Below are 12,933 nucleotides of genomic sequence, written 5' to 3'. Positions count from 1 at the left end.
CCCATGTTCAAGAAAATCCTCATCGCCAACCGCGGCGAGATTGCCCTGCGTGTGATCCGTGCGGCACGTGAAATGGGCATTGCCTCTGTTGCCGTACATTCTACGGCTGACAGCGACGCCATGCATGTGCGTATGGCGGACGAGAGTGTGTGCATCGGCCCACCGTCGTCTCAGCAATCTTACCTCAGCATCCCTGCCATTGTTGCGGCCTGTGAAATCACCGGTGCCGAAGCGATCCACCCCGGATATGGCTTCCTTTCCGAAAACGCAGGCTTTGTTCAGATTCTTGAGGATCACGGCCTGACCTTCATCGGCCCCACAGCCGAGCATATCCGCATTATGGGCGACAAGATCACGGCCAAGGATACGATGAAAGCGCTTGGCGTGCCTTGCGTGCCTGGCTCAGAAGGTGGTGTTGCCACGCTTGAGGATGCGAAGCGCATTGGTGAAGAAGTCGGCTACCCCGTTATCATCAAAGCGACTGCTGGTGGTGGTGGTAAGGGCATGAAGGTGGCGCAAACCGCAAAGGACATGGAGAGTGCGTTCCAGACTGCGCGCGCCGAAGGCAAATCCAACTTCGGTAACGACGAAGTCTATATCGAGAAATACCTCACCACGCCGCGTCATATCGAAATTCAGGTCTTTGGCGATGGCAAAGGCCGCGCTGTACATCTGGGAGAGCGCGACTGCTCGCTCCAGCGCCGCCACCAGAAAGTATTCGAAGAGGCCCCCGGCCCTACAATCACCCCCGAGGAGCGCGCGCGGATCGGTAAAGTCTGTGCGGACGCCTGTGCCAACATCAACTACATTGGTGCAGGGACGATCGAGTTCCTCTACGAGAATGGCGAGTTCTATTTCATCGAGATGAACACCCGTTTGCAGGTCGAACACCCTGTGACTGAAGCCATCTTTGGCGTCGATCTGGTACGTGAGCAAATTCGCGTAGCGGCAGGCCTTGATATGTCGTTTACCCAAGAGAGCCTGACCATCAACGGTCACGCCATCGAAGTACGCATCAACGCCGAAAAACTACCTAATTTCTCGCCCTGTCCAGGGAAAATCACGCAATACCATGCGCCCGGTGGCCTTGGTGTGCGGATGGATAGCGCCCTCTATGATGGCTATAAAATCCCGCCCTATTACGACAGCTTGATCGGTAAACTCATCGTACATGGCCGCGACCGCCCCGAAGCGCTTGCACGTCTGAACCGTGCATTGGGTGAGTTGATCGTGGACGGTGTGGATACCACTGTGCCGCTCTTCCACGCGCTTTTGCAGGAAAAAGACATTCATACGGGCGGATACAATATCCACTGGCTTGAGCGTTGGCTGGAAACAAATCTCGGCGAAGCCTGAATACCATGTCCGACCTGACACCGGAGCTTTTGCTACACGGCTACCGCGTCGGCATTTTCCCTATGAGCGAAGCGCGGGACGACCCGGAAATCTTTTGGGTCGATCCGCGCAAGCGTGGCGTCATGCCATTGGACGGGTTCCACATTTCCCGCTCGTTGCGCCGCGCCATGCAGCGCAGCACGTGGAGCGTTACCATTGACCGCAACTTTGAAGGCGTTGTTGATGGTTGTGCAGACCGTGAAGACACGTGGATCAACGCAGAAATCCGCAGCCTCTACTCCGCCTTGTTTGAAGACGGCCATGCTCATTCTCTGGAGGTCTGGGAAGGAGAAGCGCTTGTCGGGGGGGTCTATGGCGTTGTTTTGGGTGCTGCGTTTTTTGGCGAAAGCATGTTCTCGCGGCGTACCAATGCATCAAAGATCGCCCTAGCCTGTTTGGTAGATCGTTTAAAACAGGGCGGATTCTTGCTGTTCGACACCCAATTTATCACGGACCATCTATCCTCGCTGGGCGCCGTTGAGATCACCCGCGCCCAATATCATGCGCAACTGGCGCATGCACGCGATCGGCCTGCATCCTTTAGAACTGCGCCAGAGGCGGGCCCTCAGGACGTGATACAGCGCATGACCCAGATATCGTAGCGAGGATGCTCCATCGCATTCAGCGCTGGTGCAGAGGCGATCATCCATCCTGTAAACACCGTGCCTGCGCGGCCTATTTCGGAGATTTCCATCGCGGCATACGCATCGCCTGATGGATTCCCTTCTGGATAGCGGCATTCATTGAGTACAATCTGCAGACGCCCTATGCGAGCCACTTGCCCGTTGGCGATGGAAATATCGACAGTTGTGCCAGACGTCTTGTCCAACGCACGTAAGATTGCACCGTTTCCGTTGCTGGTCGGTTCTGCCGAAGCCGTGGTGGCACACAGCGCCAATATCAAAGAAAAAGCGCGGATCACTCGGGCGTCCACGCCTCGTAGTCGCCGCGATCTGCAGGTTTTTCACGCCGTATTGAACCGCTCGGCGCATAGGCGAGTATAGTCCCCGTCAGATTCTCCTGATGCGGCTTCTCCCACTCTTTGTGGATCAGCGGCTTATCTGTCGGCGGCTCGTCATAGGTGCGGTGGATCCAACCGTGCCAATCAGGATTGATGCGGGTCGCTTCAACTTCACCGTTGAAAATTACCCAGCGTTTGCTGTCGTCGGCATTGCGGTAGTAGACGTTGCCCTGTGCATCATCGCCTACTTTCTCACCTTTCCGCCACGTGAAAAACTGTGTGTTCAGCGTTTGACCGTTCCACCATGTGAACGCGCTCAAGATTTTGCTTACAATACCCATGGGAGACTCCTGTAATCGTTAGCTCTGATATGGCCTATCCTGGGGCGCAGGTCCAGTGACGTGACCGTGCAATTAGACAAAACACGCCTAATCACCCAAGCGCACATGCAAAGCGCGCCGCGCATCTGGGGCATAGATCATCAAGACGTGGTCAACACCGCTGGCATAAGAAATCCACCATGCCCCTTCGCGTTTCAGAATGGCTGCAAATTCAATTCCAAATCCCTCCATCCCCGCGCCATCAATTTTGTCAGGGTTGCCATGAAGGCAATAGTGCATTTCAGTCTCTTTCAATGCGCGGTGATAGGACGTCATGCGCCATTCCCCTGAATTTTCGACCCTTGTGCGCATCCATTGTGGGACAGTTTTTGGCGGCTCCATCACAGGGTTATCGGGCAAAGTCAGGACAACATAGGTACAGCCATGCCCCCCGCGGTGGCGCATTTTGGATGCAATAACGTCTTCGAACATCAACTCAGGCCATAACGCCCTTGCGAACTGCTCTCCCGTTTCACGAGAGCAATGCGCCAGCATTGTGAGGGCAGCACACATAAATGACAAAGCGGTCTTCATTTATCCAACAAATGCAGTCACTTCAATCTCGATCCGAAATTTTGGATCAATCAAACCGCACTCGATCATCGTCGCAGCAGGCGGGTTCTCGCCAAATGCCTCTGCCAGGATGGGCCAGCATGGCTCGAACTCGGCACGGTCAGGCAGCATGTATGTTACGCGTACCACTTTCGCCATACTGGACCCTGCCTCGATCAATGCGTTTTCGATAATCCTCAGGGCATCGCGGCATTGGGCAGTGACATCATTACCCTGCCCGCAGGTTCCAGCCACATGTACAAAGCCCCCTGCAATAACAGCGCGACAATAGCCAATCTTCGCCTCGAATTCTCCACCAGAATGAACACGTTTCATGTCAGTCTCCTTTAACGCCAAAGGGGCAGACCATACGGCCTGCCCCTTTGTATTCAGTTACTTCACAGATCAGCCTGCTGTCGCAGGCTCTTTCTCTGCTTCGGCGTGGATCATCAGCGGCTTTGCATCCGACATAACGGCCTCTTCGTTCACAACCACTTCGGTCACGCTGTCCATACCGGGCAGGTCAAACATCGTATCCAGCAAGATTTCCTCAAGTATGGACCGCAAACCACGTGCACCTGTCTTGCGGTCAATTGCACGTTTCGCAATCGCAGCAAGCGCGTCTTCGGTGAAGGTCAACTGCGTGTCTTCCAACTCGAACAGGCGCTGGTATTGCTTGACCAACGCGTTCTTTGGCTGGGTCAGGATCGTTACGAGCGCGTCTTCGTCGAGGTCTTCCAGCGTCGCAAGAACCGGCAAACGCCCCACGAATTCAGGGATCAGACCAAACTTAAGCAGGTCCTCGGGCTCCAAATCGGTGAAAATCTCACCAATGCCACGCGCATCCTGGTCGCGCACATCCGCACCAAAGCCCATCGCCGACCCTTTGCCGCGTGCAGCGATGATCTTATCCAGACCAGCAAATGCACCACCACAGATGAACAATATGTTGGTTGTATCCACTTGCAGGAATTCCTGCTGTGGATGCTTGCGACCGCCCTGTGGCGGAACAGAAGCTACGGTGCCTTCCATCAGCTTGAGCAATGCTTGCTGCACGCCCTCGCCCGATACGTCACGGGTGATGGAGGGGTTTTCCGATTTACGCGTAATTTTATCTACTTCGTCGATATAAACGATGCCGCGCTGCGCACGCTCAACGTTGTATTCGGAGGCCTGAAGCAGTTTGAGGATGATGTTCTCGACGTCCTCGCCCACATAACCCGCTTCGGTCAGTGTGGTCGCATCCGCCATCGTGAACGGCACATCCAAAATCCGCGCCAAAGTCTGCGCAAGCAATGTCTTACCACAGCCCGTTGGGCCCATCAGCAGAATATTGGATTTCGCCAACTCGATATCGCCGCCTTTTTGGGCGTGGTTCAGACGTTTGTAGTGGTTGTGCACAGCCACAGACAAAACCCGCTTCGCCATCGCTTGACCAATGACATAGTCATCAAGCACTTCGCAGATGTCTTTGGGCGTTGGCACACCGTCTGTTGCCTTGAGGCCCGAAGCCTTTGTTTCTTCACGAATAATATCCATGCACAGCTCGACGCATTCATCGCAGATGAAAACGGTCGGCCCTGCAATCAACTTGCGCACTTCATGCTGGCTCTTGCCGCAGAAGCTGCAATAGAGGGTGTTTTTGCTGTCGCCGCTGGTTGAATTGGCCATGTGAGCCCTTTCAGGTCTGATGCTTGGGGTTGCCACCCGCGAATGGGTGGCACAAATCGAATTGGGTACAACTCTAAGTCACGCTCCCCGGTCCTGCAATCGCATAAACCGAGGAGTGCGGCGTTGTGGCTTACTTGCCCTTCTTGGGCTTGGGTGCGTCTTTGTCATCTTCTTTGCCGCGGTTTGCGACGATTTCGTCGATGTGGCCCCAATCTTTGGCCTCATCGGGTGTCATCCACGTGTCGCGGTCCATGGCTTTTTGCACGGTGTCATAATCTTGACCCGAGTGCTGTACATAAAGCTGGTACATCCGCTCGCGCGTTTTCTCGATATGACGTGCAGAGATCAGGATATCGGAGGCCTTACCCTGCGAGCCGCCGGAAGGCTGGTGCACCATCACTTCGGAGTTGGGCAGCGCGAAACGCATCCCCTTCTCGCCACCGATTGCGATAACCGACCCCATCGAAGCCGCCATGCCGCAAATCAGGGTGGACACCTTGGGCCGGATGTACTGCATCGTATCATAGATCGAGAGTCCCGCCGACACCTCACCACCGGGTGAGTTGATGTACATGCTGATTTCTTTGGAGGGATTCTCGGACTCGAGGTGCAACAACTGCGCCACAACCAGATGGCTCATGCCGCTGTGGATCGGGCCGTTGATGAATACAATCCGCTCTTTGAGCAGGCGCGAGAAGATATCATAGGCGCGCTCGCCGCGTGCTGTCTGTTCCACAACCATGGGAACGAGGTTCATGTATGTCTCGACGGGATCTTGCATATGCTCTGCCTTCAAATGGGGTTGTGCGGGACCATACCCGAACAAGCGTTACCACAAGATTAGTCTTGCCAACGGGGAGCTTCAAGGGGGGCTGGGCCTGATAACGCTGCTGGTTGATCTGACGCGGTACTGGCCTATCTCGCCATGGATGAGTAATGAGCACACCCCCTTCCCGCCAAACGCCGCCACCGCCCACATGCGGTTGGCCGATTTCGCCCCCCATGCAGGCGCAAACTATGCGCAAAAGCGCAATTTTGATATGGGCGCAGGGGCGCATAGCCATGTATCGACCCTGTCGCCCTATCTGCGGATGAAGGTACTGGACGAAGGGGATGTCTGCCGTGCCGTGTTGGACGAGGTAACCGCGCGTGAGGCTGACAAATTTATCGCCGAGGTCTGGTGGCGCACCTATTGGAAAGGATGGATGGAGCAGCGTCCCGCTGTTTGGACCGCCTACCGCGATGATCTGACGCGGCTGCACAACGAGGTGCAAACCCAAAGCGGGTTGCGCCAGCGCTGGGAGGCCGCATGTCTGGGCCAGACTGGGATCAAACCCTTTGACCATTGGGCGCAGGAATTGGTCCAGACTGGGTATCTGCACAACCATGCGCGAATGTGGTTCGCGTCTATCTGGATATTCACGCTGAAGCTGCCTTGGCAATTGGGCGCTGATTTCTTCTTGCGCCACCTGCTCGACGGTGATGCGGCGGTCAACACGCTTAGCTGGCGCTGGGTCGCAGGCATTCAAACGCAAGGAAAGACCTATCTCGCTGATCCGTCCAATATCGCCAAGTTCACAGACGGGCGATTTGTGGGCGTGCAGGGCCTCGCCGCTGAGGCCCAACCCATCAGCGCCCCATCAGCGCCCGAGCGCCAGCCAATTTCTGAGCTGCCCCCCTATAGCGGCGCCCCTGCCGACCGCGTGGGGCTGGTTCTCCATTCTGATGATATCATGGCACCTTTTCATGATACGCTTGGGATCACGCCCGTTACCACCGCCTATTTTGATGCCACAGCGGCGCAAAGTCCGTGGCAAATGTCCCCCATGGTCGCCGAGTTTCGGACTGCCCTTTTGCGCGATGTGTCGCCCGATGCCGTTGTGTTGGAGAACGACGCGTCCCTTGCCGATTGGGCTGCTGCGCATCAGCTTGACCATATTATCGCCCCCCATGCTCCCGTTGGGGCCATGCGAAGCGTTTTGCGCCGCTGGCGCAAGTCAGGCGATACCCCCATCACCGAAGTCCGCCGCGAAATCGATACCGCCGCTTGGCCGCTGGCCACAGCCGGGTTCTTCAAATTCCGCAAACACATCCCTGATCTGCTCAGTAAATTTGCATAGGAGATTTTCAAGGGGGTCTGATCCGGTGCAGGAGGCTGAAGTCGTTTGACCTAACGGCGAGATACCCGATCCTTTTTTTGACCACGAGAGGACAGTATTTGACACTGAACATCCAAGCAGCTGATCTGAACGAGCCGGCAATTCGGCATCTGATAAATACTCATATCTCCTATGGCGAAGCCGCATATCCCGCCGAGAGCAATCATCATCTGAGCGCAGATGATCATATCGCCATTGAGGTGGCGCTCTTTGCGCCGTGGGAAGGCGATTCATGCCTTGGCATGCTGGGCATAATGAAGTTGTCAGCTACAACTGCCGAGATAAAATCAATGCATGTCCTTGAGGCGGGACGCGGGCGCGGTGTCGGCGCGGCCCTGCTTGGGTACATCATAGACAAAGCGCAAGCCGAGGGCGTCACAACACTTTTTCTAGAGACAGGCAGCCGTGATGCTTCTGCTGCGGCACGACGTCTTTATGAACGGTCAGGTTTTGTCTATTGTCCTCCTTTTGGCGACTACGCCTCGGACCCAGAGAGCGTTTTTGTGGCGCTGCATTTGTCCAAGACGTAATCAGACTCAGGTTGGATAAAGTTGCACATGTCGCAAAACCTTCACTGAGCCGTTACAGATTTGTGACAGAACAGCCCATACCACAGGCAACCGAAATACACTGTTGGAGCACCCTATGAACCGTGCCGATATCCTGAACGATCCCGCCATCGGTAATAAGGCCGAGGCCTATGAGGCCTTTGATGACATCCCTACAAATCCTAACCTGACCCGCACCATCGGGGAAGTGATCGCCGCACGCTATTCGCGCCGCGAGGTGTTCCGCGGAGCGTTGGCTGTGACCACAACCACCGCCCTTTTCGGCACTTCGGCGTTGATGGCCCCTAAACAAGCGGCAGCGAGCACTTCCTCGCGCTATAACTTTACCGAGCTTCAGTGGGGCAACGACACCATGCACCATGTGGCCGAGGGATATGACGCCGAAATCCTGTTGCGGTGGGGGGATCCGATTACGTCAGACGCACCGGAATTTGACGTGATGAACCAGAGCGCCGCCGCCCAACTCCAGCAGTTTGGCTATAACAATGACTACGTGGGTTTCACGCCACTGAACGACACTGGCACGCGCGGGATGCTCTGCGTGAACCACGAATACACCAACGAGGAGGTCATGTTCCCCGCATTGGGCCGTCAGGACAGTGCGGGGTTTGCAGGCATGACGTCCGAGTTGATTGATATCGAGATGGCCGCCCACGGCGGTACTGTCGTGGAGATCGAAAAGGAAACAACAGGCGCATGGCGCGTCGACCGCACCAGCCCGCGCAATCGCCGCATCACGCCGCTCAATACAGCGATGACCATCGACGGCCCCGCCGCAGGCCACCCTCGCATGCAGACAAATGCCGACCCCGAGGGGATGACCATCATCGGCACGCTCAACAACTGCGCAGGCGGCATGACTCCTTGGGGGACATACCTTATGGCGGAGGAGAATTTTCACGGTTATTTCTGGACATCCAAGCGGGACGCAGAAGGCAAGATTGACCTCTCCTCTCTGAGCGAGAAAGAGGTCGAGCGCCACAAACGCTACGGCGTGCCAGGCATGTGGTACGCATGGGGAACAACCCACGACCGCTTTAACATCGACGCCGAACCTAACGAGCCGAACCGATTTGGCTGGATCGTGGAGGTGGACCCGCGTGATCCTGACTCAAAGCCTATCAAACACACGGCATTGGGGCGTTTTCGCCATGAAGGGTGCGAGACAACATTGGCCGCTGACGGGCGGCTTGTTGTCTATTCCGGTGACGACAACCGGTTTGATTACATCTACAAATATGTCTCGCAAGGTGTTGTAGGCGCGAACAGAGTTGCCAATTCCAAATTGCTGAGCGACGGCACGCTCTATGTCGCGCGGTTTGATGAGGATGGCACGATTACATGGCTACCGCTTACTTATGGCGCAGCCCCTCTCACGGCCGAAAACGGATTTTTCGATCAAGGGGACGTGATGATCGATACCCGTTTGGCCGCTGACCTTTTGGGCGCCACACCCATGGACCGTCCCGAAGATGCGCAGCCGCGGGGCGATGGCACGGTGTACCTCATGCTCACTAATAACTCCCGCCGCAAAACTGCGCAGACCAATGCTGCAAACCCGCGCGACAAAAACCGATTTGGCCATATCATCGAGATCAAGGAGGATGGCGGCGATCACGGTGCTCCGCGCGGCACATGGTCGATCCTTGTACGCTGCGGTGATCCTGCTGTTGCCGAAGTTGGCGCCGTTTGGAACCCCGAGACGTCCGTGAATGGCTGGTTCGGCTCACCTGATAACGCCGCAATGGACGCGCAGGGCCGCCTGTGGGTCGCCACCGATCAAGGGCGCAACTGGAAAAGAACCGGCAAATCAGATGGTCTTTACGGAGTGGAAACCGAAGGGGACGCACGAGGCACGTCCAAGCTGTTTTTCCGCTGCCCTGTGGGGGGCGAAATGTGCGGCCCTTATTTTACCGAAGATCAGGAGACGCTTTTTGTCGCCGTGCAGCACCCCGGTACGGACGGAACAAAAGACCTTAAGGGCTTCAATCGCGCCTCGACGTTCGAGGATCCTGCGACCCGTTGGCCTGACTTTGACCCCGCCATGCCACCGCGTCCAGCGGTCTTGGTGATTACGAAAAAAGGCGGTGGAAAAATCGCTGTTTAGGTATAAAATACAATTATCTACCAAGTGACCTTAACCTCTCCTGTTAACAAGAACAGGAGAGGTTTCACTTTGGAAGATGCCTGATTTGCCTCATCCTTGCGACAAGCAGGCCACCATATCATCGGCAAACTCGCGGATAAGCGTGGCATAGGGTGTGATGCCATCACCCATTGAGTCAAGCACCGCAATCCGTGTGCCTTGCCCCTCAATGACAGTACGCAACAGGCTGTCGTTTTCCTGCGGTGCGGTGAAGGCACAGGTTGCTGGATTTTCGGCCAAGTAATCGCGCAAAGCTTTGATCTGCGCTGGGCCCGGAGTGCTGCCGTCTCCCGGAACGATGAAGGCATCGGCCTCGACGCCAAAGGTCGCTTCGAAATAGTGAAAGGCGTCGTGCAGCACGATGAACGACGTGTCACGGTAAGGACGTAGCTTGTCGGTCAGCTCTTGTTCGATATCCGCCATCTCATTACGGAAATCTTCCCAATTGGCAGTGTATATTGCTGCATTTGCGGCATCCATCTCCTCTAGCGTTTGAGCAATCACTCCAGCCCAGAGCACAGCATTGGAAGGTGCAAGCCAGCCATGAGGATCAACATCACCGTCATGGCCGTGGCCCTCGTGATCGTCATCGTGATCGTGGTCATGTTCTTCCCCGTCGAGCAGCTTGACCGCCTCTCGCATGGGCAGAGTTTTTGTGCCTGCCTGGCTCATGAGAGTGAGCCTTGCTGCATCCCCTGCCAATGTATCCAGCGGCTCTTCGAGCCAATGGGTTAGCGCAGGACCAACCCAAACCACCAAATCAGCATCGCGCAACGCACGCGCCTCCGAAGGGCGCATGGCATACCCATGCGGAGATGCCCCCGTCGGAATAATCTGGGAAGGTGTCCCTGCACCTCGCATCATCTGTGTGACCAGCGAGTAGATCGGCGCGATATCCGCTACGACACGCGGTGCATCCTCAGCGGCGACGGGGGGCGCAATAAGGCAAAGGGCGGCAAGCATTTGGCGCATGATAACTCCTGAAGTTGATCGATTCCCCCTCTTGCTAATGCGGATGTTATAACATATCAATATGCAAATTGACCTTACGTGGAGCAGCCCCATGTCCGATCCCATCGGCTTTCAATGTGCGGACCATGGCACCTGTATGAGCACCCTGCTCGCGCAAGCGGAGGCGCATTGCACCGCCCTTGGACTGCGACTCACGCCTGTGCGCCGCCGCACGCTCGAGATTTTGTTGGCCGAGCATCGCGCCCTTGGTGCCTATGACGTGCTGGCGCGGCTTTCGTCCGAAGGGTTAGGGTCCCAACCCCCGGTCGCCTACCGCGCATTGGACTTTTTGGTGAAGGCGGGGTTTGCCCATAAAATCGAAGCACTGAATGCCTATACGGCCTGCGTGCATCCCGGCGAGGATCACACGCCGACATTCCTCATCTGTCGCGCGTGCCAGACCGTGGCCGAAGCAGACACCGGCCTGAGCAAAGGGCGCTTGGGCGACGCTGCACGCGCCGCAGGGTTTGTAATTGAACGGACCGTTGTGGAGGCGACAGGCTTATGCCCAGACTGCGTCCACGAGGGCGCGTAAATGAGCCTTATCGAAACCCACGGTCTGCACCTTGCTTATGGCGGACGCACGGTGCTGCGGGATGTGAACATCTCGATTGCACGTGGTGAAATTGTAACCGTGGTCGGACCCAACGGCTCGGGCAAGTCATCGCTGCTGCGTGCCCTGATCGGTGCCATTCCTCCAGCACAAGGGCATGTGACCCGCGCAAAAGGCCTTCGCATCGGCTATGTCCCGCAATCTTTGTCGATTGACAGCACCCTGCCCCTCACTGTGGCGCGGTTTCTGAATCTCCCCTCCCGCGTGCCTGCGGCCGAGGCGCTTGCAGCGCTGAGTGATGCTGGCGTGCCAGAGCTGGCGGAACGTCAGCTTGGCGCACTGTCAGGGGGACAGTTTCAACGGGTGCTGCTTGCGCGTGCGCTGCTGCAAGCACCCGATATCCTCATTCTGGACGAGGCAACCCAAGGGCTGGACCAGCCGGGTGCTGCCCGGTTCTATCAACAGATCGAAGCGGTGCGGCAAGCGCGGGGGTGTGCCGTGCTGATGGTGAGCCATGATTTGCATGTCGTGATGGCCGCCTCAGACCGCGTCCTCTGTCTGAACGGACACGTCTGCTGCGAAGGGACGCCACAGGTCGTGGCCGATGCGCCCGAATATCGCGCACTCTTTGGCACGGGCACCCAAGGGGCGTTGGCGCTTTACCGTCACGATCATGACCATGATCATCACGATCATGATTGCGCCCATGAGGAGGCTTCCTGATGCTGGACGATTTCATCCTACGCGCCGCCCTTGCTGGTCTGGGCGTAGCCCTTGCTGCTGCCCCTCTGGGCTGTTTTGTGGTGTGGCGGCGCATGGCCTATTTCGGCGATGCCACCAGCCATGCTGCAATCCTTGGCGTCGCTTTGGCGCTGGCAACTGAATTACCGATTTTCGCCGGTGTTTTGGCCGTTGCACTTGCCATGGCGCTGCTGGTCACGACCCTGTCCGAGCGACAGGTGAACTCGGATGCCTTGCTGGGCGTGTTAGCACATGCCGCACTTGCGCTGGGGCTGGTGGCTGTCTCTTTGATCGAGGGGGTCAGAGTTGACCTTGAAAGCTATCTGTTTGGTGAAATTCTGGCAGTCACTGTGCAAGACTTGGTGGTGATCTGGACAGGCGCAGGGTTGGTCCTCGCGCTGCTGGTCTGGCGCTGGCAGGCGCTGCTGACATCGACTCTATCGCCTGATCTGGCCACGGCCAGCGGCATTTCACCACGCCGCGAACAACTGATCCTGACGCTGGCATTGGCGGTAACAGTTGCCGTTGCGATCAAAGTTGTGGGGGCCTTGCTCATCGCGGCGATGTTGATCATTCCCGCCGCCGCTGCCCGCCCGTTTGCACGCACCCCCGAAGCAATGGCAGCGCTTGCCGTGGCCGTAGGAACCCTGTCAGCCCTTGGCGGGCTGGCGGGTGCATTTGCCTTTGACACACCCGCAGGGCCAAGCATTGTAACAATGGCTGCCGCACTCTTTGCCATAAGTGCAGCTCTGTCGCCCCTGCTTAAACGCAGCTAATCTAAAAGATAAGCCTTTC

General features: G+C 56.8%; 15 protein-coding genes. 8 read left to right on the top strand and 7 right to left on the bottom strand.

What is annotated here, in order from left to right; translation table 11 throughout:
• Window positions 1-3: 3 nt before the first annotated feature.
• Both accC and aat read left to right on the top strand, forming a co-directional pair.
• On the top strand, window positions 4-1,356 hold the full coding sequence (gene accC, locus Q0775_RS14510) for an acetyl-CoA carboxylase biotin carboxylase subunit (protein ID WP_298862317.1): 1,353 nt from the start codon (window positions 4-6) through the stop codon (window positions 1,354-1,356).
• 5 nt (window positions 1,357-1,361) lie between these two features.
• Window positions 1,362-1,997 (top strand): leucyl/phenylalanyl-tRNA--protein transferase, encoded by a 636-nt coding sequence (aat, locus tag Q0775_RS14505; RefSeq protein WP_298862314.1) that lies wholly within the window; start codon window positions 1,362-1,364, stop codon window positions 1,995-1,997.
• Here aat and Q0775_RS14500 read toward each other — a convergent pair.
• The 6 genes from Q0775_RS14500 to Q0775_RS14475 all read right to left on the bottom strand — a co-directional run bounded on the left by Q0775_RS14500 (window position 1,961) and on the right by Q0775_RS14475 (window position 5,740).
• Window positions 1,961-2,317, bottom strand: a complete 357-nt coding sequence (locus Q0775_RS14500) for a DUF2155 domain-containing protein (RefSeq protein WP_366863701.1) — start codon at window positions 2,315-2,317, stop codon at window positions 1,961-1,963. The two genes, aat and Q0775_RS14500, sit on opposite strands and share 37 nt — an antisense overlap.
• Window positions 2,314-2,697 carry an NADH:ubiquinone oxidoreductase subunit NDUFA12 gene (locus Q0775_RS14495; RefSeq protein WP_298862311.1) on the bottom strand — a complete coding sequence of 128 codons (384 nt, stop codon included), beginning with the start codon at window positions 2,695-2,697 and terminating at the stop codon, window positions 2,314-2,316. The genes Q0775_RS14500 and Q0775_RS14495 overlap by 4 nt, the downstream gene beginning before the upstream one ends.
• Window positions 2,698-2,784: 87 nt before the next feature.
• Window positions 2,785-3,258, bottom strand: coding sequence for a hypothetical protein (locus Q0775_RS14490; protein ID WP_298862309.1), 474 nt, complete (start codon window positions 3,256-3,258; stop codon window positions 2,785-2,787).
• Between the two features lie 12 nt (window positions 3,259-3,270).
• Window positions 3,271-3,624, bottom strand: coding sequence for a RidA family protein (locus Q0775_RS14485; protein WP_298862306.1), 354 nt, complete (start codon window positions 3,622-3,624; stop codon window positions 3,271-3,273).
• Between the two features lie 69 nt (window positions 3,625-3,693).
• Window positions 3,694-4,959 carry an ATP-dependent Clp protease ATP-binding subunit ClpX gene (gene clpX / locus Q0775_RS14480; protein WP_298862303.1) on the bottom strand — a complete coding sequence of 422 codons (1,266 nt, stop codon included), beginning with the start codon at window positions 4,957-4,959 and terminating at the stop codon, window positions 3,694-3,696.
• 130 nt (window positions 4,960-5,089) lie between these two features.
• Complete coding sequence (locus Q0775_RS14475; protein WP_298862300.1) at window positions 5,090-5,740, bottom strand: ATP-dependent Clp protease proteolytic subunit; 651 nt, start codon at window positions 5,738-5,740, stop codon at window positions 5,090-5,092.
• Between Q0775_RS14475 and Q0775_RS14470 the strand changes: the two genes are divergently transcribed.
• The 3 genes from Q0775_RS14470 to Q0775_RS14460 all read left to right on the top strand — a co-directional run bounded on the left by Q0775_RS14470 (window position 5,715) and on the right by Q0775_RS14460 (window position 9,794).
• Window positions 5,715-7,079, top strand: coding sequence for an FAD-binding domain-containing protein (locus Q0775_RS14470; RefSeq protein WP_298862297.1), 1,365 nt, complete (start codon window positions 5,715-5,717; stop codon window positions 7,077-7,079). The genes Q0775_RS14475 and Q0775_RS14470 overlap by 26 nt on opposite strands.
• 98 nt (window positions 7,080-7,177) lie before the next feature.
• On the top strand, window positions 7,178-7,648 hold the full coding sequence (locus Q0775_RS14465; RefSeq protein WP_298862294.1) for a GNAT family N-acetyltransferase: 471 nt from the start codon (window positions 7,178-7,180) through the stop codon (window positions 7,646-7,648).
• A 115-nt stretch (window positions 7,649-7,763) separates the two neighbouring features.
• Window positions 7,764-9,794, top strand: coding sequence for a PhoX family phosphatase (locus Q0775_RS14460; RefSeq protein ID WP_298862291.1), 2,031 nt, complete (start codon window positions 7,764-7,766; stop codon window positions 9,792-9,794).
• A 90-nt stretch (window positions 9,795-9,884) separates the two neighbouring features.
• Here the strand turns inward: Q0775_RS14460 and Q0775_RS14455 are convergent, their stop codons facing one another.
• Entirely contained in the window at window positions 9,885-10,805 is a 921-nt protein-coding gene (locus Q0775_RS14455) for a zinc ABC transporter substrate-binding protein (RefSeq protein ID WP_298862288.1), read from the bottom strand.
• 91 nt (window positions 10,806-10,896) lie between these two features.
• On the opposite strand from Q0775_RS14455, the gene Q0775_RS14450 reads away from it, so the two are divergent.
• The 3 genes from Q0775_RS14450 to Q0775_RS14440 are packed head-to-tail and all read left to right on the top strand — an operon-like array spanning window position 10,897 to window position 12,914.
• Window positions 10,897-11,379 (top strand): transcriptional repressor, encoded by a 483-nt coding sequence (locus Q0775_RS14450; RefSeq protein ID WP_298862285.1) that lies wholly within the window; start codon window positions 10,897-10,899, stop codon window positions 11,377-11,379.
• On the top strand, window positions 11,380-12,120 hold the full coding sequence (locus tag Q0775_RS14445) for a metal ABC transporter ATP-binding protein (RefSeq protein WP_298862282.1): 741 nt from the start codon (window positions 11,380-11,382) through the stop codon (window positions 12,118-12,120). It abuts the gene before it with no gap.
• A complete protein-coding gene (locus Q0775_RS14440; protein WP_298862279.1) occupies window positions 12,120-12,914 on the top strand; it encodes a metal ABC transporter permease in 795 nt (264 codons plus the stop codon). The genes Q0775_RS14445 and Q0775_RS14440 overlap by 1 nt, the downstream gene beginning before the upstream one ends.
• Window positions 12,915-12,933: the final 19 nt, after the last annotated feature.

It is taken from the genome of uncultured Sulfitobacter sp. (genome assembly GCF_947499945.1).
Taxonomy (GTDB): Bacteria; Pseudomonadota; Alphaproteobacteria; order Rhodobacterales; family Rhodobacteraceae; genus Sulfitobacter.
The sequence above is the reverse complement of the archived record's forward strand: the minus strand, read 5'-3'. Positions and strand labels throughout refer to the sequence as shown.

What these genes read in the sequence shown, in the direction of transcription:
- Q0775_RS14495 (WP_298862311.1), bottom strand. Translation starts at nt 2,697, where the DNA reads ATGGGTATTGTAAGCAAAATCTTGAGCGCGTTCACATGGTGGAACGGT.
- accC (WP_298862317.1), top strand. Translation starts at nt 4, where the DNA reads ATGTTCAAGAAAATCCTCATCGCCAACCGCGGCGAGATTGCCCTGCGT.
- Q0775_RS14440 (WP_298862279.1), top strand. Translation starts at nt 12,120, where the DNA reads ATGCTGGACGATTTCATCCTACGCGCCGCCCTTGCTGGTCTGGGCGTA.
- clpX (WP_298862303.1), bottom strand. Translation starts at nt 4,959, where the DNA reads ATGGCCAATTCAACCAGCGGCGACAGCAAAAACACCCTCTATTGCAGC.
- Q0775_RS14475 (WP_298862300.1), bottom strand. Translation starts at nt 5,740, where the DNA reads ATGCAAGATCCCGTCGAGACATACATGAACCTCGTTCCCATGGTTGTG.
- Q0775_RS14455 (WP_298862288.1), bottom strand. Translation starts at nt 10,805, where the DNA reads ATGCGCCAAATGCTTGCCGCCCTTTGCCTTATTGCGCCCCCCGTCGCC.
- aat (WP_298862314.1), top strand. Translation starts at nt 1,362, where the DNA reads ATGTCCGACCTGACACCGGAGCTTTTGCTACACGGCTACCGCGTCGGC.
- Q0775_RS14460 (WP_298862291.1), top strand. Translation starts at nt 7,764, where the DNA reads ATGAACCGTGCCGATATCCTGAACGATCCCGCCATCGGTAATAAGGCC.
- Q0775_RS14445 (WP_298862282.1), top strand. Translation starts at nt 11,380, where the DNA reads ATGAGCCTTATCGAAACCCACGGTCTGCACCTTGCTTATGGCGGACGC.
- Q0775_RS14470 (WP_298862297.1), top strand. Translation starts at nt 5,715, where the DNA reads ATGTATGTCTCGACGGGATCTTGCATATGCTCTGCCTTCAAATGGGGT.
- Q0775_RS14450 (WP_298862285.1), top strand. Translation starts at nt 10,897, where the DNA reads ATGTCCGATCCCATCGGCTTTCAATGTGCGGACCATGGCACCTGTATG.
- Q0775_RS14485 (WP_298862306.1), bottom strand. Translation starts at nt 3,624, where the DNA reads ATGAAACGTGTTCATTCTGGTGGAGAATTCGAGGCGAAGATTGGCTAT.